Source organism: Yersinia alsatica, assembly GCF_902170305.1.
GTDB classification, from domain to species: domain Bacteria; phylum Pseudomonadota; class Gammaproteobacteria; order Enterobacterales; family Enterobacteriaceae; genus Yersinia; species Yersinia alsatica.
Genome location: NZ_CABHWW010000015.1, coordinates 123,625 through 142,312 on the forward strand (window position 1 = coordinate 123,625; position 18,688 = coordinate 142,312).

Consider the following 18,688-nt stretch of genomic DNA (forward strand, 5'->3'; position numbering starts at 1 on the left):
TGCAGCTATTTTTCTGGTTACTGCAAACGAATGTTGTGTTTGTGTACTGAATGTTTTTCACATCCCCTGTCTGTGCTGGGGATTAGCGTGAATTCACTATATGACAGGAAATCCATTGCGGAAATTGATATATTGACAATGTCACATTGCAATTATTGCAACGTTCTTATTACATTCCCCGTGAGGGCTGGCGGCCATGGATTTACGCGACTTAAAATTATTCCTGCATTTGGCTGAAAGCCGCCATTTTGGCCGCTCAGCCAAAGCGATGCACGTCAGTCCATCCACCTTGTCGCGCCAGATCCAGCGGCTAGAAGAGACCATTGGTCAACCGCTGTTTTTGCGTGATAACCGCACGGTACAACTGACCGATGCCGGCACCCAGTTAAAAGCTTTTGCACAACAAACCTTGCTGCAATATCAGCAATTGCTTCATGCCCTAGGCCAACACGGCCCGTCACTGAGTGGTGAATTACGGTTATTTTGCTCGGTCACCGCGGCATACAGCCATTTACCGCCGATTCTCGATCGCTTCCGAGCTCGCCATCCACTGGTTGAAATTAAACTTACCACCGGCGATGCAGCCGATGCTGTTGATAAAGTGCAATCCAATGAAGCTGACTTGGGGATTGCCGGTCGCCCTGAAGTTTTACCCACCAGCGTGGCTTTTACCCAAATTGGCGAGATCCCATTGGTGCTCATTGCCCCGGCACTCCCTTGTGCGGTGCGAGAGTTAGTATCAGTTGAGCAGCCAGATTGGGCCAATATTCCCTTTATTTTGCCGGAACACGGCCCATCACGAAAACGTATCGATTTGTGGTTCCGCCGCCAACGCATCACTAATCCATTGATATATGCTACGGTTTCTGGTCATGAGGCAATCGTGTCGATGGTGGCGTTGGGATGTGGCGTGGCGTTGATTCCATCGGTGGTGGTCGATAACAGCCCAGAACCAGTACGTAACCGAATTTCGCTATTGGATGATATCTCGCTGGTAGAGCCTTTTGAATTAGGTGTTTGTGTGCCGAAAAAGCGGCTCAATGAACCGCTGATTGAAGCATTTTGGGGGCTATTATAATGCGTTCCCTTATTAGCTGGCATCAATAGCATTAACCCATACCGTATCGAGCACTATTTATTGCAGAGCGTCGAATTGGTTAGTCGTTGCCACAAAAGTATTGAGCATATTACCCTGCCCGTGATAATCAATGCTCGAAAATACAGACTCTTGGGCAGAGAAACTGCCTATTGCTTCGATTAATGAATTCATACCTGGCCCAATGGGGGCTTTATCTTTAATATTGATAATTTCCTGACCATAAATATCATATTCCGTATTCTGGCTATCTATTAATTTCCCACGTTCATTATATTTACTTTCACATTGCTTATAGCCAATAACATTACCGTCAGGATCATAATTAGTATTAATGGTAACATTACGCTCAAGGATCTCTGAATCATTAAAGTAATCCTCACTTATAAAACTCAGAATATCATTAACATATAGTGCATCAGAATTATTTATTATATTACCCTGCTCATTGAAGTATTCAGCTTTAACTCTATACCTCCCTACAACACTATATTTTATATAAAAATTGGCCGACTTATAAGCCTCACCCGAATTACTATCTAAAACTGTATATTGTTTTATAACTTCATCGTCTAATATATTATTGGTATAATTTTCTCACTCTCTTCTGTTTTGTTTTTATGTCGATCAAAATATTCACTTTTGATCGTGTTAACACCTTTTCGATTATAGTCTATAGAAATAATTGAAGATTTATAAACCTCACCAGTAATGTTGTCTGCAACACTATATTTAGTGGTAACTTTACGGTTAAAAATACTATTATTATGGTATTTTTCAATTGTCTTGGTAATCTGTTTATTTTTATTATAATACGTATTTTTTATATATTTAGAGCCACGATGATAATAGCTCTCATCGACAGATTCTATTTTATTACTCTGCTTATCAAAATATTCCTTATTGATACTAACAATATTGCTCTCACCTTCGGAGCCATAGCGCACAGTAGTAATTGACGACTTATAACTCCCACCAAAACTGCTATCTGATACTATATATTCAGTTTCAATTATTTCATTCAATATTTTATTAAGATATTTTTTCTCAATAGTTTTCGTTATATTACTTTGCCTATCAAAACATTCACTTTTAATACTGTAGACATTATCAGTGTCTCCTGATACATAGTGCTGAGTAATAACCGATGATTTATAAGTCTTACCAGTATTGCTGTCTAAAACAATATATTTAGTTTCAACTGTGCTATTCAATACATCATTAAGATAGCAATATTCAAATATCTTTGTGATATGATTATTTTCATTATAAGAACAAAAGCCAATTTTGACGAACTTCCAGCCGTTACTATAGCTGGTCTGACTCATAGTAACTGTTATGTTACCCTGTCGATCAAAATACTCCTTGTCGATCTTTACTGTACTATTTTCACCATACGATGTAGTTATAATGGATGATTTATAAGTCTCACCAGTATTGCCATCTAAAACTGCATATTTAGTTTCAACTCTCTTTTGAAGAAAATCATTAATACGACATTCTTTAACCTCTTCGGTGATATATTTATTTTTATTATAACTGAAGCGTATAACGTCGACCTGCCTCGTACTATCACCATCATTGCTCTCTTTAATCACCTCGGTGATCTGACCATCTTTATTATAAGATATAACATCAGTATCACTTGAACCGCTATGAAATTCCTTATCAACTACGGTCTTTGTGAGATGTTTATATTTATCATAATGGTGAGCATTGATTATTGTATAATCCTCACGATAAATATAGGATGTTTCAATAATCTCTGTTATACCTTGATCGTTAGTATTAGCATAGAATACGCTACAGGAATCTCTTATCTTTCCATTGCTATATATCTCAGCAGTAACAGATATCATATAAAACTTGCCAGCGGAGTCATTTGAAAAAGCAATATCAACCTGACTATATAAAACACACTGGGAATATATATTCCTGATAATTCTAGTTATATGACCATTTTCATCCTCAAATACCTTCTGATCTTCTTCTTTAAATTCATCGATTGGAATATCAACCTTTAAAGATGTTAATTCATCTAATGTGTTTTTTGGTACTGATAATTCACCATTGGCATTGTTCAAATTATTCAGCTCAGTTGCATCGTGCTGCTCCGGGGTAGCTATCGACGGTTCTAAAATACTCATACTTATAAACTCCATTATTTCATTAAATGTTATCAACCCTATTAAGCGCAATGCAATTGTGATTTAATAGAATGTTAATTTCAGTTGCACTGATAATAATAATCAATTTAATTTATATTTCTCATACTTGAAGAATATTTGAGAAAATAGGAGATTTTTAAAACACTATTAATACGAAAGTAAGCAATATAAAAAAACCCAGACTCTTATGGAGACTGAGTTTAAATAAAGCGGGAGGTTAAATTTATATCTAGCTACACCAACTAACCGGCTAAAAAGAATTTAAACGCTGGGTTATCTGTTTCATCATGGCAATCGTAGCCCAGTGCTGTCAGATGTTGTTCAAATTGCGGCTCAGTTGCCGATAACTCAAACCCGGCCAGCACCCGGCCAAAATCAGTGCCGTGGCTGCGATAGTGGAACAGCGAGATATTCCAATGCGTGCCCAAGGTATGTAGGAATTTCAGCAATGCGCCGGGGGATTCCGGGAATTCAAAGCTGAATAAGCGCTCACGCAGCGGTTTGGAAGGGCGCCCCCCCACCATATAGCGCACATGTAGCTTCGCCATTTCGTCATCGGACAAATCGACGACCTGGTAACCTTTCTCTTGCAACTCGGACAAAATCTCCGCCCGCTCTGCATAACCGCGGGTCAAACGCACCCCGACGAAAATACAGGCGTTATCTGCATCGGCATAACGGTAGTTAAATTCGGTCACTGAACGACCGCCCAGCAACTCGCAAAAACGCAGGAAACTGCCCTTTTGTTCAGGGATGGTCACCGCCAGCAAGGCTTCGCGCTGTTCACCCAGCTCACAGCGCTCTGACACATAGCGCAAACCGTGGAAGTTAACATTAGCACCAGACAGCACATGAGCCAGACGCTCACCTTTAATATCGTGCTGCTGAACATACTTTTTCAGTCCCGCCAGTGCCAGCGCCCCTGAAGGCTCAGCAATGGCACGCACATCTTCAAATAAGTCTTTTACCGCCGCACAGATAGCATCACTGTCGACAGTAATAACATCGTCCAGATACTCCTGACACAAGCGGAAAGGCTCATCACCAATGCGCTTAACGGCCACACCTTCGGCAAACAACCCAACTCGCGCCAGATCCACCGGCTTACCCGCCTGCAATGCAGCATGTAAACAGGCAGAATCTTCGGCCTCAACCCCAATCACTTTAATCTGCGGCATCAGTTGCTTGATAAGCACCGCCACACCGGCCACCAGCCCGCCACCACCGACCGGAACAAATACCCGGTCAATATGTGCGTCTTGCTGGAGCAACTCCATCGCCAGCGTTCCCTGCCCGGCAATCACTGCCGGATGGTCAAACGGAGGCACAAAGGTATACCCCTGCTGCTGGGACAGTGCGATAGCTCGGGCTTTGGCTTCATCAAAATTGGCACCAAACAACAGCACCTCGCCACCAAAACTACGCACAGCATCAACCTTGATATCAGCGGTTGCCACCGGCATCACAATTAGAGCCTTAATGCCGAGTTTACTGGCCGAAAGCGCCACACCCTGCGCATGGTTACCCGCCGAAGCAGTTATCACGCCGCAAGCTTTCTGTTCTTCCGTCAGCCCGGCTAACATGGCATAAGCACCGCGCAGTTTAAAACTGTGCACCGGCTGCCGGTCTTCTCGCTTCACCAAAATGGTATTACCCAAGCGGGAAGAGATTTTTTCCATCACTTGCAGCGGGGTGACTTGCGCCACCTCATACACCGGCGCGCGAAGTATCGCCCGCAGATATTCGGCCCCGCAGGGGGCAGCAGATAAGGGTTGAGATACCGCCATGGGTATTAGCCTCCCAGCTTACTTTTGTCGCGCACCGCACCTTTGTCGGCGCTGGTTGCCAGCAGGGCATAAGCGCGCAGTGCATAAGAAACCTGACGTTCGCGGGCTTTCGGTGACCATGCGGCATCACCACGGGCCTCTTCAGTTTCACGACGAGCAGCCAGCTCAGACTCACTCACATCCAATTTAATGCCACGGTTCGGGATATCGATATCAATGAAATCGCCATCCTGTACCAAACCAATCAGGCCACCACTGGCCGCTTCCGGAGAAACGTGACCAATCGACAAACCAGAGGTTCCGCCAGAGAACCGACCATCCGTCAGCAATGCACAGCTCTTACCCAGCCCCATGGATTTCAGGTAAGTAGTCGGATACAGCATTTCTTGCATCCCCGGCCCGCCTTTCGGCCCTTCGTAGCGAATCACCACCACATCGCCCGCGACGACTTTTCCGCCCAGAATAGCGGCTACCGCATCATCCTGACTTTCATAAACTTTAGCCGGACCACGGAAGGTCAAACTGTCTTTATCCACACCGGCGGTTTTTACAATGCAGCCATTAGCGGCGATATTGCCGTACAACACCGCCAAACCACCGTCCTGACTGTAAGCATGTTCACGCGTGCGGATACAACCCTCTTCGCGGTCGGTATCCAGTGACGGGAAACGGCAATCCTGAGAGAAGGCTTTGGTGGTACGGATACCCGCCGGACCTGCGGAGTACATGCTTTTGACCTTTTCATCGCCGGTCAGCATAACGTCATAGGCCGCCAAGGTTTGTGGCAGATCCAGCCCCAGCACGTTACGGACCTCGCGGTTAAGCAACCCAGCACGATCCAACTCACCTAAAATACCGATAACGCCACCGGCGCGGTGTACGTCTTCCATATGGTATTTCTGAGTGCTTGGAGCCACTTTGCACAAATGAGGCACCTGACGAGATAACCGGTCGATATCACTGATATCGAAATCAATATCCCCTTCCTGTGCCGCAGCCAGCAAGTGCAATACGGTATTGGTGGAACCGCCCATGGCGATATCCAGCGTCATGGCATTTTCAAATGCGGCTTTGTTGGCAATGCTACGCGGCAAGGCGCTGATATCATCCTGTTCGTAATAACGTTTGGTCAGCTCGACAATATGTTTGCCCGCATCCAGGAACAGTTGCTTACGATCCGCATGTGTTGCCAGCAGTGAGCCGTTACCCGGCAGAGCCAGACCCAGTGCTTCATTCAGGCAGTTCATCGAGTTGGCGGTAAACATCCCGGAACAAGAGCCGCAAGTTGGGCAGGCCGAGCGCTCAATCTGCTCGCTGTCGGCGTCGCTGACATTCGGGTTAGCCCCCTGAATCATGGCGTCTACCAGATCCAGCTTGATGATTTTGTCGGACAGCTTGGTTTTACCGGCTTCCATTGGGCCGCCGGACACAAAGATCACCGGGATATTCAGGCGCAGAGACGCCATCAGCATCCCTGGGGTAATTTTGTCGCAATTTGAAATGCAGACCATGGCATCCGCGCAGTGGGCGTTAACCATGTACTCAACAGAGTCGGCAATCAATTCACGTGAAGGCAACGAATAGAGCATGCCGCCGTGGCCCATCGCGATCCCATCATCCACCGCAATAGTGTTGAACTCTTTAGCCACACCGCCAGACGCTTCAATTTGCTCCGCTACCAGTTTTCCTAAGTCGCGCAAATGAACGTGGCCCGGTACAAACTGGGTAAATGAGTTAACTACCGCAATAATCGGTTTGCCGAAGTCATCATCGGTCATACCGGTAGCGCGCCACAGTGCGCGGGCGCCGGCCATATTGCGGCCATGGGTGGTGGTATGGGAACGGTACTTAGGCATTGTCTCTTCACTCCAGGTTATGCTGTATTGCAGGTGGCGAACGAACCACCTGCTGATTCTGTCTATCTATTTTTATTGTGGATTGATTGGATCCAACCAACCGTATTTATCTTCGGTTTCACCGGTGAACAGGCCAAAGAAGGCTTGTTGAATCTTGCTGGTAATCGGGCCGCGTTTACCAATGCCGACCTGAATGCCATCCACGCTACGAACCGGGGTAATTTCTGCCGCAGTACCGGACATAAACACTTCATCCGCCAGATAGAGGGATTCACGTGACAAGACTTGCTCACGGACTTCCAGACCCATATCTTTAGCCAGTTTGATGATGGCGTCGCGCGTGATGCCCGGCAGAGCAGAAGAGGTAAATGGCGGTGTGAACAGAATGCCATCTTTCACTTCAAACAGGTTTTCACCGGCACCTTCAGACAGGAAGCCGTGAATATCCAGGGCAATCCCTTCCTGATAACCGTGGCGACGTGCTTCGCTGCCCACCAGCAAGGAAGACAAATAGTTGCCCCCAGCTTTAGCGGCGGTTGGAATAGTGTTCGGCGCAACACGGTTCCATGAAGAAACCATGGCATCAATACCTTGCTCCAGCGCTTCTGCACCCAAGTAGGCACCCCATGGGAAGGCCGCAATGATGACATCCGTCTTATAACCATCTGGCGGATTAACACCCATGCCGACATCACCAATAAACACCAATGGGCGGATATAAGCGCTGGTCAGATTATTTTTACGCAGTGTCTCGCGGCAAGCTTCCATCAGCTCATCAACCGTCTGAGAAACCGGCATACGGTAAATTTTGGCGGAGTCATGCAGGCGCTGCATGTGTTCGCGGTGGCGGAAAACGACCGGCCCTTTATGGGATTCGTAGCAACGAACACCTTCGAAGACTGACGTGCCATAGTGTAACGCGTGAGACATCACGTGAACTTTAGCCTCTGCCCACGGAGTCATTTCGCCGTTAAACCAAATGTAATCAGCTTTCTTCGTCATTCTTTTCTTTCCTTGTGGCGCATCAGGCGCGTATCTGTAATGTATTAGGTTGTAGGATCTCGACGCAGGCGACATCCATAAGCTTACTCAGCTGAGAAGACAGTAAATCGACAGGTCGCCCGCTGGCAACGGTCAATTCAATATTAATATTCTCAGCATTAATCATTGGCGACATATTCATAGCACAAACCTGAAAGCCGCGGTGCCGCACAACCCGCAATACGCGCTCTAACATCTCAGGGCGGAAGCGGGCTTGGATAGAGAGTTGATGTTGCATCATGAGATTTTCTCCAGCATGGTTTCATTACCTGCGCCTGGCGGCACTAACGGCCAAACGTTTTCGAGTTCGTCGATGGAAACCTGGAGCAAATAGGGGCCTTCACTGTTAAACAGTGCATCCAGAGCGGCGTCGACTTGGTCTTTGCGGGTGATACGTTGGCCGGGGATATTGAAAGCACTGGCCAGTGTGATGAAATCGGGGTTATCAGAAAGATTGGTTTCGCTATAACGTCCATCAAAAAACAGTTGCTGCCACTGTCGAACCATACCCAATCGCTGGTTATCCAATAAAACGATTTTCAGCGGCAACTGTTTTCGTTTTATCGTGCCCAACTCCTGAACATTCATCATAAACGAACCATCGCCGGAGACACAGATAACCATATCATCAGGGCGAGCCATTTGCGCACCAACGGCGGCGGGAACCCCAAAGCCCATCGTGCCCAAACCGCTGGAGGTGATGAAATTCTCAGGGCGGGTAAAGTTCATATGCTGCGCAGTCCACATCTGGTGCTGGCCCACATCAGTGGTCACCACGGTTTGTGGCGCTTTACGCTCAGAGATTTGCTTAAGCAGTAATGGGGCATAAATTGCTTGGCCGGGATGGTCATAACGCCAGCTATGCTGTTGTTTTAACGCTATAACCTCATCACGCCATGGCTGAATATTCAGCGGTTGCTGTAACGCGGGCAACAATACTTTCAAATCGCCTTGTAACGCAACGTGTGCCTGACGCAATTTACCCAACTCTGCCGGGTCGATATCCATATGGATAACTTTTGCTTTCGCGGCGAATGTATTCAGTTTCCCGGTTACGCGGTCATCAAAACGGGCACCTACAGCGATTAATAAATCACAATCCTGCACCGCAAAGTTCGCGGCTTTGGTGCCGTGCATGCCTAACATACCCAAATAACAAGGATGCTCGCTATCGGGTGCGCCCAAACCTTTCAACGTTGCGACCGCAGGCACCCCGGTTACTTCGATAAACTGACGTAAAGCGGGAACCGCCTGCGCCATGCCGACACCACCGCCAACATACAGCATGGGTTTTTTAGCTGTCGCCAACATATCCCAGGCTTGTTGTAACTCCGCTGCAGAATCAACCAGATACTCTTCAACTGGCATCAAATGTGGGGTCAACTCACCCACAGCTAGCTGAATGTCTTTCGGGATATCGATTAAAACCGGCCCAGGGCGGCCACTGGTAGCAATAGCAAAGGCTTCAGCCATAATGCCCGGTAATGCATCCAGTGATTCAACCAAGAAACTGTGTTTGGTACAGGCCAGCGACAGGCCCAAAACATCAATCTCCTGAAAAGCATCGGTACCGATTAATGCGGAACCAACCTGACCGGTGATAGCAATAACCGGTACAGAATCTAGCAAAGCATCAGCCAAACCGGTGATCAGATTAGTGGCTCCGGGGCCGGAAGTGGCAATACACACCCCGACTTTGCCGGTGGCACGCGCGTAACCGATAGCGGCAATCGCAGCGCCCTGCTCATGGCGGCAGAGCAAATGCTCGACGCCACCATCATACAAAGCATCGTAGACAGGCATAATCGCCCCGCCCGGATAGCCGAATACCGTATCAACACCCTGTGCACGCAACGCTTGAACCACCCACTGAGCACCATTCATAGCTATTTCCCCGACCTTTTGCGGGAGGCACAGGATTTTATTCTGTTGTGCATTTTATGTTCCTCGCGTCTTTTAACGTACCAATAAAAAAACCCCCGGACCTTTCGGTGCGGGGGTTCTCTTGAGATTAAGGCTTGATTTTTATGCCTTTATTCGTCCAAGTGCAGCCCCGCACGGTGGGATAATAATCACCACCACGCTAATTAGGACTAGGTTAATCACTTGGACAATCGCTTTCATAATTAGGTTGTTCATCTATCTAGTGTCGAACGAATACCTACAGAGTTATCACAGTTATCGGTTAGCTGACAATATTTATTTAAATTATTATTTTGTGAGCATGGCCGCGAAATACCATAAACATATTATTTATCAATCAGTAAAAGCCTCATCGAATGTTTGGTCTTTTTTTGCGCCCTGTACCGCAATTTTTGATTTGCACATCACCATTGCAGCGAAACTTCTCGTGAGGTTTCGCAAATCAATCCTTTTTCTGTGTACCGAAAAAAAACCTGCGGCATTCTACAGTCGCGCCCAAACAGCAGGGACGCATTACGGCAAAGGAAAGCATCATGTCACTGGCAACTATTCATACTCGCGCCACTTTAGGTATTCAGGCTCCCTCAGTCACCGTTGAAGTCCATATCAGCAATGGATTACCGGGGTTAATCTTGGTTGGCTTGCCAGAAACAACCGTAAAAGAGGCGCGGGATAGAGTCCGCAGTGCATTAATCAACAGTGGTTTCGCCTTTCCCGCCAAGCGGATCACGGTCAGTTTGGCTCCGGCAGATTTGCCCAAAGAAGGTGGGCGTTATGACCTGCCTATCGCTTTAGCAATATTGGCGGCTTCAGAACAGATTCCTGCGGATAAATTAACGCACTATGAGTTCTTGGGTGAGTTAGCACTATCGGGGGCGCTAAGGCGGGTTAACGGCGCGATTCCGGCGGCGATCGCCAGCAGTCAGGCCCATCGGCAATTAATTCTGCCAACAGCAAACAGCCTTGAAATTGGGCTTATCCCACAAGGTAACAGTTGGGTCGCTGAACATTTGTTAGCGGTATGTGGTTTCTTGCAAGGCGAAAATGCCCTCGAAAAAGGTCAATCCATTGAATATGCCACAGATTGTGCTAGCCATCTTGATCTGCAAGATATCATTGGCCAATCACAGGCTAAACGCGCGCTAGAGATAACGGCAGCCGGCGGGCATAACCTGCTGTTACTCGGGCCACCGGGTACCGGCAAAACTATGCTGGCCAATCGGTTAACCGGATTGCTGCCTCCACTCACAGATCAAGAAGCACTGGAGGCCGCTGCCATTAATGGTTTATTACACAGTAATGAGCTGCCGACTCAGTGGCGCTGTCGGGCTTTTCGTGCCCCACATCATAGCGCATCGATGGCTGCCCTGATTGGCGGTGGCTCTATTCCCCGCCCTGGAGAGATATCACTGGCACACAATGGCGTACTTTTTCTGGATGAGCTGCCGGAGTTTGAACGTCGGGTGCTGGATTCACTGCGCGAACCGCTAGAGTCGGGTGAAATTATTATTTCCCGAGCGGCAGCCAAAGTGTGTTTTCCGGCTAAAGTACAACTTATCGCGGCAATGAATCCCAGTCCCAGTGGTCGCTATCAAGGTATCCATAATCGAACATCCCCGCAGCAAGTCCTGCGCTATTTGGCAAAACTGTCTGGCCCATTTTTGGACCGATTTGATTTATCGATAGAAGTGCCATTACTGCCCGCAGGCATGCTGGGTGCGCAAAAACATCAGGGGGAAAATAGTGAAACCGTCAAAAAACGGGTATTACAGGCAAGACAGAAGCAGTTGGATCGCGCAGGGAAAATAAACACACAACTTAACAGCCAGGAAGTGGACGAGCATTGCTATTTAACATCAGAGAATGCGGCATTCTTGGAACAGGTTTTGCTGACTCTGGGGCTATCTGTACGCGCCTGGCACCATATTTTGAAAGTCGCCCGGACGATTGCTGATTTAGCTCAGGAAGATAATATCCAAAAAAAACATCTTTCCGAGGCACTAAGCTATCGTTGTATGGACCGGCTGCTTTTGCAGTTGCATAAGAGCCTAATGTAAAAAGCAAAAAGGGGGCTAAAGCCCCCGCAATACTATACCCAAAGTCATTAGAGTCACAGGTAGGTAGCAAGCAATTGCACCACGATGAGCTTACAAAAGTAAGTGATCCGGGTGGACGCGAGTCGCTAGCCCCTGCGGCTTTAGGTACGATACTAGTCGTCGTTATCGGTATAGTCTTCCACTGCATCCACCTGTGGCTTACCGCCAGACAGCGTGTGGAAACGTTTAGGGCGACGAGTCCGGGTCACATATTTGGACCAAACTTTTTCCTCGGCACTGACAGGCTCGCGTTCACCGCGGCAAACAGCCACAAACGAATGCTCTTCTTCAGTTGCTGGTTCGCGTTTCCCGAGATCGAGTTCGTTAAAAGCATGGCCGTGGCGCTCTAGTAATTGCGCCTCTTTAATGGTGAAATCGCCGTGACGCGAGAACCCGCGAGGATAATGTTTATTATCAAAAAAACGATTGGTCGTGATGAAGCTATCCGCCATCTGACACGCTCCTAATTCTCTCATGGTCGTGCTGTTTATGGCGCGGAGTATTAGATAGGCTTGACATCGTGTAAAACAAAACATTTAAATCTTAACGACAAAAAAAATTGGAGATAGGTGTGGATACCGAATTACTGAAAACCTTTTTGGAGGTCAGTAGAACTCGCCACTTTGGTCGCGCAGCTGAATCTTTGTACTTAACGCAGTCCGCGGTAAGTTTTCGTATCCGTCAGTTGGAAAATCAATTAGGTGCAAATTTATTCACTCGTCATCGCAATAATATTCGTCTAACCCCAGCAGGTGAAAGGCTGCTGCCCTACGCCGAAACCCTGATGAGTACCTGGCAGCTAGCCAAAAAAGAGGTGGTACATTCGCTGCAACACACCGAGTTGTCCATTGGTGCAACCGCATCACTTTGGGAGGCCTATCTCACTCCCTGGTTGCAACAGTTATATAAACAACGTGAAGCATTGCGCCTTGAGGCTCGTATTGCACTGCGACAATCGCTGGTGAAGCAGTTGCACGAACGGCAACTGGATTTATTGATAACGACCGAAGCCCCTAAAATGGACGAATTGGCCAGTTTACTGTTAGGGCATTTTTCGCTACGGCTGTTCTCATCGTCCCCCCTTGATCTGGCAGAAGAAATGGATGGCGATGCCGAGCATAAAAATGCAATTGAGGCACCGTATATCAAACTTGAATGGGGGGCTGATTTCCATCAGCAAGAGAATAGATTACTCAATAGCGAGCAGATGCCAGTACTGACCACGACCTCGGCCCATTTAACCCGGAAACTATTAGAAACAACCGGCGGCTGTGCTTTTCTGCCCGAACATTGGCAAAAAGAGTATCCACAGCTGGTGATTAACGCTGATATACCGCCTATCGTGCGGCCACTGTATGCCGTTTGGTTGCAAAACAGTGACCAGCAAGTATTAATCCGACAGTTATTAAAAACCCCCATGAATAACGCAGCACAAAGCGCTATACAGGATTAAGTGGAGGCGGCTGAGGGCGAGCTCGACGATTTAAGTAAAAAGCACTCATCGCCTTCTGGATAGCAATAAAGCTGAATAACAAAATTCCGATTACAATCTTGGTCCACCATGAACTGAGTGTGCCATCAAAAGTAATGTAGCTCTGTATCAAGCCCTGAATCAAAACACCAAACAGGGTGCCAAAGACGGTACCGATGCCACCGGTCAGTAATGTGCCACCGATAACCACAGCGGCAATAGCATCCAGTTCAACACCACTGGCCGCCAATGCATAACCTGCCGAGGTGTAGAGGGAAAAGACAATTCCAGACAGCGCAGCCAATGTACTCGACAGCATGTAGATTTTTATCGTAGTTTGGCGAACCGGGACGCCCATCAGGGCGGCTGAAACACTGTTGCCCCCTATGGCATAGACGTTATGACCAAAGCGGGTACGATGGGCCAGCAAAATACCAAACACGACAACCAAAAGCATGATGAGGGCGAGCAGAGTAAAGCGTCCACCGCCGGGGACTTTCCAGGCATAATTCGCCAGCGTGGCATAAAGCGGGTGATCAATAGGTATGGACTCTTCAGAGACAATAAAGCTCATACCACGAACAAAAAACATCCCAGCGAGGGTAATAATAAACGCGGGGAGTTTGAGGGAATCAATAATCCAGCCCATGAATGCGCCAAACATCGCCCCCATCACCAAAACTATGGCAAAAGCATACATCGGGTGAATGCCATAAGTTCCAATTAACTTCGCCAGCAATACACCGGTGAAAGCAATGACCGAGCCGACGGATAAATCGATGCCCCCCGATAAGATAACAAAAGTCATACCCACAGCAACAATGCCCAGAAAAGCATTATCAGTCAGTAAATCGCACCATACTCGGGTAGACGAAAAGCTGGGGAACTGGCTAAGACAAAATGCATATCCCAAGATAAAAACGGCGATAGTTATCAGCAAAGGAATATTACGCTTTAGCATTATTTTCGCCTCCGGAAGATATGGCTCAATGAAATCATCGGTGACTGCACCACCAGGACGGCTAGTACAACAATGGCTTTAAGAACCAGATTGAATTCCGGTTGATAACCCGAGAGTAAAATCCCTGTATTCATTCCCTGAATAATCAAAGCACCAATAACTGAGAGCAAAAGGTTAAAACGCCCTCCCATTAATGAAGCCCCGCCAATAACCACCGCTAAAATGGCATCCAACTCCAACCATAAACCGGCATTATTCGCATCTGCACCTCGAATATCTGCGGTCACAATAATGCCGGCAACTGCCGCGCAAATACCGCAAATCACATACACAGCAATCAGTACCAGACGAGTACTCACCCCCGCATTACGTGCTGAGCGTAAGTTGATACCGACCGACTCAATAAATAGCCCCAGTGCTGTTTTACGAGTCAATAACCACACAATAATCAGCATACCCAATGCAATAACCACTGACATCGGCATATACATCAAAGTAGTGCTACCTAATTTTGCCAAACCACCGCTATCAAATGTAACGATTTGCCCTTCGGTAATCAGTTGGGCGATGCCTCGCCCTGCCACCATTAACATCAAGGTGGCGACAATCGGCTGGATTTGTAATACCGCCACTAAAAAGCCATTCCATAGCCCGCACAATGCTCCAACCACAAGTGCCGCAGCCAAAACCGTTACCAAAGGATATCCTGCACTGGTCAGAGTCGCCGCCGTAGCACCAGCAATCGCCATCACGGCACCGACAGATAAATCAATCCCCCCGGTTGCGATAACCAATGTCATTCCCAGCGCCAATAAAGCGACTGGAGCACCACGATTTAAGATATCAATCACACTGCCAAACAGCCGCCCGTCCTGAATATGAATTGAGAAAAAATGCGGGGCGACCAGACTATCAATCAATAAAATAACTGCCAGAGCACCAAACTGAGTGGCACCTTTCGGTAAAACCCATTTAACTTTGCGCGGCTGTTGTGTCATTGACAGGCTCCTGTTTCCCATAAGGTCACTCCTTATTGCACCGCGATCGCCTGCATGATGGCAGGAACAGAAATCTCATCATGACCAAGTTGTGCAATGTGCCGGCGATCACGCAGGACAATGACGCGATCGGCATAACCTGCCAATTCCTCCAATTCGGAAGAGATGATTAATAGCGCCAACCCTTCATCACACAGTTTCTCAATCAGCCGAATAATTTCAGCATGAGCGCCCACATCAATGCCGCGAGTCGGCTCATCTAAAATCAAAAATCGAGGTTTTGTGGCCAACCAGCGGGCTAATAATACTTTTTGCTGGTTTCCACCGGAGAGATACTGAATTTGCTGTTCAGGGCCAGGAGTACGAATACCCAATTGCTGGATAAAATCTTCTGCAATTTGGGTCTGTTCACGCATAGAAATTGGCCTCAACCACCCGCGTTGGGCCTGTAGAGCCAGAATAATATTTTCTCGGACAGTGGCAGCCCCCACGATACCATCGGTTTTCCGATCTTCTGGGCAGTAACCAAAGCCAGATTTAGAGGCCTTCCGGGGTGTTCTGATTTTAACTGGCTTACCTTGTATTTTGGCTTCGCCATTATCTGGAGTGGTCACACCAAAAATTAATTGTGCCGTTTCGGTTCGACCAGATCCCAATAACCCGGCAAGCCCAACAATTTCACCGGGAGAAACCGATAAATCAAAATTCTCAACCACACCGCGGCGACCATAATTTTTAAATTCGACTAATGGCTGATTTACAGCAATATTATGTTCACCACGCTTTAATAATTTCTCATCGAAACTGTGGCCCAGCATCATCTGAACCAATTCAATACGCGGGAGTTCCGTCGTGGTTTTAGTGCCGACAAGTTTACCGTTACGCAATACTGTTATCCGGTCACTGATTCGATAGACCTGATCGAGAAAATGAGTCACGAAAACCATGCCAATGCCCTGATCACGTAACTGGCGTAGAATATCCAACAACATGCTGACTTCTTTTGCATCCAAGCTCGCTGTTGGCTCATCCAAAATCAGTACTTTGGCAGAAAGGTCCACTGCCCGAGCGATCGCAACAATCTGTTGTATTGCAATAGAAAAATCGGCTAAAGGACGCTGAACATCTAGCATCAAACCATAACCTTTCAGTAATTTTTCCGCCTGTTGGTTCATGGTTCGATGATCAATAAATCCCCAACGTAATGGCTCGCGACCAATAAAGAGATTCGCCGCAATAGAAATATTTGGTAGTAGATTGACCTCTTGATAAACAGTGCCAATACCCATCTTTTGGGCATCAGCAGTGTCAATGGGACAAATGGCCACGCCATCTAAATAAACCTCACCAGCGGCGCGCTTATAGACTCCGGTTAGTGCTTTGATTAACGTCGATTTTCCTGCTCCATTTTCCCCCAGCAAAGCCACAACTTCGCCACGATGCAGAGAAAAATCTACAGAGTCCAATGCCTTAACACCAGGAAATTCAACTGACAAGCCACGGACTTCTAGCAGTGTTTCCATCAGATGTACCCACGTTCAAAAACGACTCAAATATTGCCCAAATACAGGTGACGAAAGCAGGCGGGGCAAGCCCCGCCATTTGAATCAATAGCCAAGGCTCTTCTTGGATTCATATTCCTGTTTAGCCGTATCCGGCTGCAACAGGCGAGATTCTGTCTGAATAAATTTAGGAGGTTGGGTGCCGTCTTTCTTCAGCGCAATTAATGCATCAAAAGCAGGACCAGCCATATTTGGTGTCAATTCAACAGTAGCATTTGCCTCACCACTGCTCATTGCTTTAAAAATATCAGGAACACCGTCAATAGAAACAATTTTGATTTCTGAGCCTGGTTTCAAGCCAGCTTCTTTAATGGCTTGAATGGCACCAATCGCCATATCATCGTTATGTGCATAAACCGCACAGATATTTTTGCCATTTTGCTCAGCTTTGATGAAGCTCTCCATAACCTCTTTGCCTTTACTACGTGTGAAATCCCCTGATTGGGAGCGGATTATCTTCACGTTAGGTGCTGAGGCTATCCCGTCTGCGAAACCTTTTTTACGGTTAATCGCCACACTGGAGCCAACCGTACCTTGCAGTTCGACAACGTTACAAGGCTTGCCAGCAACATCTTTCAGCAGCCATTCGCCGGCGACTTTACCTTCATATACGCTGTCCGAAGCTACCGCGGCTGTATATAAAGAGGGATCATTCACTTCAATCATACGGTCCAGCAGAAATACAGGAATTTTAGCTTCTTTCGCTTCCTGTAAAACTGGCGTCCAGCCAGTAGCAACGACAGGAGCGATAAAGATGGCATCAACACCCTGAGCAATAAAGGATCTCACCGCTTTGATTTGGTTTTCTTGTTTTTGTTGGGCATCTGCGATTTTTAATGTTATTCCGCGTTTTTCAGCCTCTTGCTTAGAAACCTTGGTTTCCGCAGACCGCCAACCGGATTCTGAACCAATCTGAGAAAAGCCCACGACTAACGGAGCCGCCTGGACTGCACTACACATTGCTGCTGTTACAGCTGCTGCTAACAGTAAACGCCTGTACATATTTCTCTCCTCACTTGCCATCGTTGAGCCGTTGACCCGCTACTATTGCGAAGAACAGTTAAGATCATCCAGGCCATTTACTGCCCTGAACTTCGGCCAATTTGCAGATAATGTTGATCTCAAAGCATATGATGTTTTTTAAGGTGAGCTTCCTGATAGCTAAAATGTTAATTAGTTTTAGTACATTTTGTAAAAGTAATAATGAGCAGTGTCACACCACAGAATAACAATCGTTTTGTACATAAATTCAGCTAAATAGGTATGTATTGGGAACGTTACCTGCTAAATTTTCATAGCAGATTTAAAAGAAATATAGGTAATTAACGGTTATTAATTGAGCGAGAGATATTGTTTGAAGGGATAAAATGGGCAGGATTTTCTATGTAGAATAATAAAACAAGGGGCTATATAGAGAAGAAAATGGAAGGGAAAGGCTTATCTAGAGGGTTGCTGAGAGTATAGGAAATAGGGCAAATGATTATTTTGGGCATAAAAAAACCCCTCGTTTTCACGAAGGGTTTTCAATATGGCAGGGGCGGAGAGACTCGAACTCGCGACACCCGGTTTTGGAGACCGGTGCTCTACCAACTGAGCTACGCCCCTAAATTACGCTTAACATTATGCCTGCTAAAATTAGCAGGCATAATTTAAATAAGTGGCGGAACGGACGGGGCTCGAACCCGCGACCCCCTGCGTGACAGGCAGGTATTCTAACCAACTGAACTAC

General features: G+C 46.9%; 16 protein-coding genes and 1 tRNA gene. 3 read left to right on the forward strand and 14 right to left on the reverse strand.

Features of this window, described 5'->3' with window-relative positions:
- Positions 1 to 196: 196 nt before the first annotated feature.
- Positions 197 to 1,078 (forward strand): HTH-type transcriptional activator IlvY, encoded by an 882-nt coding sequence (gene ilvY / locus FTA96_RS11345; RefSeq protein WP_050110860.1) that lies wholly within the window; start codon positions 197 to 199, stop codon positions 1,076 to 1,078.
- Between the two features lie 57 nt (positions 1,079 to 1,135).
- On the opposite strand, the gene FTA96_RS23700 is transcribed toward ilvY, so the two are convergent.
- From FTA96_RS23700 to ilvL, 8 genes are all read right to left on the reverse strand, one after another.
- Complete coding sequence (locus FTA96_RS23700; RefSeq protein ID WP_261172627.1) at positions 1,136 to 1,270, reverse strand: hypothetical protein; 135 nt, start codon at positions 1,268 to 1,270, stop codon at positions 1,136 to 1,138.
- Positions 1,271 to 1,668: 398 nt separating this feature from the next.
- Positions 1,669 to 3,243: a hypothetical protein gene (locus tag FTA96_RS11350; protein ID WP_145573845.1), complete on the reverse strand. Its 1,575-nt coding sequence runs from the start codon at positions 3,241 to 3,243 to the stop codon at positions 1,669 to 1,671.
- A gap of 263 nt (positions 3,244 to 3,506) precedes the next feature.
- Positions 3,507 to 5,051: a threonine ammonia-lyase, biosynthetic gene (gene ilvA, locus FTA96_RS11355; RefSeq protein WP_050110857.1), complete on the reverse strand. Its 1,545-nt coding sequence runs from the start codon at positions 5,049 to 5,051 to the stop codon at positions 3,507 to 3,509.
- A 5-nt stretch (positions 5,052 to 5,056) separates the two neighbouring features.
- Complete coding sequence (ilvD, locus tag FTA96_RS11360) at positions 5,057 to 6,907, reverse strand: dihydroxy-acid dehydratase (RefSeq protein ID WP_050110854.1); 1,851 nt, start codon at positions 6,905 to 6,907, stop codon at positions 5,057 to 5,059.
- A gap of 72 nt (positions 6,908 to 6,979) precedes the next feature.
- The gene (locus FTA96_RS11365) at positions 6,980 to 7,909 is read right to left on the reverse strand and encodes a branched-chain amino acid transaminase (protein WP_050123922.1); all 930 of its coding nucleotides are present in this window, start codon (positions 7,907 to 7,909) and stop codon (positions 6,980 to 6,982) included.
- Between the two features lie 22 nt (positions 7,910 to 7,931).
- Positions 7,932 to 8,189, reverse strand: a complete 258-nt coding sequence (gene ilvM / locus FTA96_RS11370) for an acetolactate synthase 2 small subunit (RefSeq protein ID WP_025379943.1) — start codon at positions 8,187 to 8,189, stop codon at positions 7,932 to 7,934.
- Positions 8,186 to 9,832, reverse strand: coding sequence for an acetolactate synthase 2 catalytic subunit (gene ilvG / locus FTA96_RS11375; protein ID WP_050110850.1), 1,647 nt, complete (start codon positions 9,830 to 9,832; stop codon positions 8,186 to 8,188). The genes ilvM and ilvG overlap by 4 nt, the downstream gene beginning before the upstream one ends.
- 141 nt (positions 9,833 to 9,973) lie before the next feature.
- The gene (gene ilvL / locus FTA96_RS11380) at positions 9,974 to 10,072 is read right to left on the reverse strand and encodes an ilv operon leader peptide (protein WP_071817873.1); all 99 of its coding nucleotides are present in this window, start codon (positions 10,070 to 10,072) and stop codon (positions 9,974 to 9,976) included.
- A gap of 332 nt (positions 10,073 to 10,404) precedes the next feature.
- Here ilvL and FTA96_RS11390 point away from each other — a divergent pair, with 332 nt between their 5' ends.
- The gene (locus tag FTA96_RS11390; protein ID WP_145573847.1) at positions 10,405 to 11,928 is read left to right on the forward strand and encodes a YifB family Mg chelatase-like AAA ATPase; all 1,524 of its coding nucleotides are present in this window, start codon (positions 10,405 to 10,407) and stop codon (positions 11,926 to 11,928) included.
- Between the two features lie 152 nt (positions 11,929 to 12,080).
- Here the strand turns inward: FTA96_RS11390 and FTA96_RS11395 are convergent, their stop codons facing one another.
- The gene (locus FTA96_RS11395) at positions 12,081 to 12,419 is read right to left on the reverse strand and encodes a DUF413 domain-containing protein (protein ID WP_050110846.1); all 339 of its coding nucleotides are present in this window, start codon (positions 12,417 to 12,419) and stop codon (positions 12,081 to 12,083) included.
- Between the two features lie 119 nt (positions 12,420 to 12,538).
- Between FTA96_RS11395 and hdfR the strand changes: the two genes are divergently transcribed.
- Positions 12,539 to 13,420: an HTH-type transcriptional regulator HdfR gene (gene hdfR / locus FTA96_RS11400; RefSeq protein ID WP_050147695.1), complete on the forward strand. Its 882-nt coding sequence runs from the start codon at positions 12,539 to 12,541 to the stop codon at positions 13,418 to 13,420.
- Here hdfR and yjfF read toward each other — a convergent pair.
- From yjfF to FTA96_RS11425, 5 genes are all read right to left on the reverse strand, one after another.
- Complete coding sequence (yjfF, locus tag FTA96_RS11405) at positions 13,407 to 14,399, reverse strand: galactofuranose ABC transporter, permease protein YjfF (RefSeq protein ID WP_050110842.1); 993 nt, start codon at positions 14,397 to 14,399, stop codon at positions 13,407 to 13,409. The genes hdfR and yjfF overlap by 14 nt on opposite strands.
- Complete coding sequence (gene ytfT, locus FTA96_RS11410) at positions 14,399 to 15,418, reverse strand: galactofuranose ABC transporter, ATP-binding protein YtfT (protein ID WP_072077683.1); 1,020 nt, start codon at positions 15,416 to 15,418, stop codon at positions 14,399 to 14,401. The genes yjfF and ytfT overlap by 1 nt, the downstream gene beginning before the upstream one ends.
- An 11-nt stretch (positions 15,419 to 15,429) precedes the next feature.
- On the reverse strand, positions 15,430 to 16,920 hold the full coding sequence (ytfR, locus tag FTA96_RS11415) for a galactofuranose ABC transporter, ATP-binding protein YtfR (protein WP_145573849.1): 1,491 nt from the start codon (positions 16,918 to 16,920) through the stop codon (positions 15,430 to 15,432).
- Positions 16,921 to 17,004: 84 nt separating this feature from the next.
- Positions 17,005 to 17,961 (reverse strand): galactofuranose ABC transporter, galactofuranose-binding protein YtfQ, encoded by a 957-nt coding sequence (gene ytfQ, locus FTA96_RS11420; protein WP_005162730.1) that lies wholly within the window; start codon positions 17,959 to 17,961, stop codon positions 17,005 to 17,007.
- Positions 17,962 to 18,488: 527 nt separating this feature from the next.
- Positions 18,489 to 18,564, reverse strand: a tRNA-Trp gene (locus FTA96_RS11425).
- Positions 18,565 to 18,688: the final 124 nt, after the last annotated feature.

Excerpts from the sequence above, each read along its gene's own strand:
- yjfF (WP_050110842.1), bottom strand. The coding sequence starts at position 14,399 with ATGCTAAAGCGTAATATTCCTTTGCTGATAACTATCGCCGTTTTTATC.
- ilvA (WP_050110857.1), bottom strand. The coding sequence starts at position 5,051 with ATGGCGGTATCTCAACCCTTATCTGCTGCCCCCTGCGGGGCCGAATAT.
- ilvD (WP_050110854.1), bottom strand. The coding sequence starts at position 6,907 with ATGCCTAAGTACCGTTCCCATACCACCACCCATGGCCGCAATATGGCC.
- FTA96_RS23700 (WP_261172627.1), bottom strand. The coding sequence starts at position 1,270 with ATGAATTCATTAATCGAAGCAATAGGCAGTTTCTCTGCCCAAGAGTCT.
- FTA96_RS11350 (WP_145573845.1), bottom strand. The coding sequence starts at position 3,243 with ATGAGTATTTTAGAACCGTCGATAGCTACCCCGGAGCAGCACGATGCA.
- ilvL (WP_071817873.1), bottom strand. The coding sequence starts at position 10,072 with ATGAAAGCGATTGTCCAAGTGATTAACCTAGTCCTAATTAGCGTGGTG.
- FTA96_RS11390 (WP_145573847.1), top strand. The coding sequence starts at position 10,405 with ATGTCACTGGCAACTATTCATACTCGCGCCACTTTAGGTATTCAGGCT.
- ilvM (WP_025379943.1), bottom strand. The coding sequence starts at position 8,189 with ATGATGCAACATCAACTCTCTATCCAAGCCCGCTTCCGCCCTGAGATG.
- ytfT (WP_072077683.1), bottom strand. The coding sequence starts at position 15,418 with ATGGGAAACAGGAGCCTGTCAATGACACAACAGCCGCGCAAAGTTAAA.
- FTA96_RS11365 (WP_050123922.1), bottom strand. The coding sequence starts at position 7,909 with ATGACGAAGAAAGCTGATTACATTTGGTTTAACGGCGAAATGACTCCG.
- ytfR (WP_145573849.1), bottom strand. The coding sequence starts at position 16,920 with ATGGAAACACTGCTAGAAGTCCGTGGCTTGTCAGTTGAATTTCCTGGT.
- ytfQ (WP_005162730.1), bottom strand. The coding sequence starts at position 17,961 with ATGTACAGGCGTTTACTGTTAGCAGCAGCTGTAACAGCAGCAATGTGT.
- ilvY (WP_050110860.1), top strand. The coding sequence starts at position 197 with ATGGATTTACGCGACTTAAAATTATTCCTGCATTTGGCTGAAAGCCGC.
- ilvG (WP_050110850.1), bottom strand. The coding sequence starts at position 9,832 with ATGAATGGTGCTCAGTGGGTGGTTCAAGCGTTGCGTGCACAGGGTGTT.
- FTA96_RS11395 (WP_050110846.1), bottom strand. The coding sequence starts at position 12,419 with ATGGCGGATAGCTTCATCACGACCAATCGTTTTTTTGATAATAAACAT.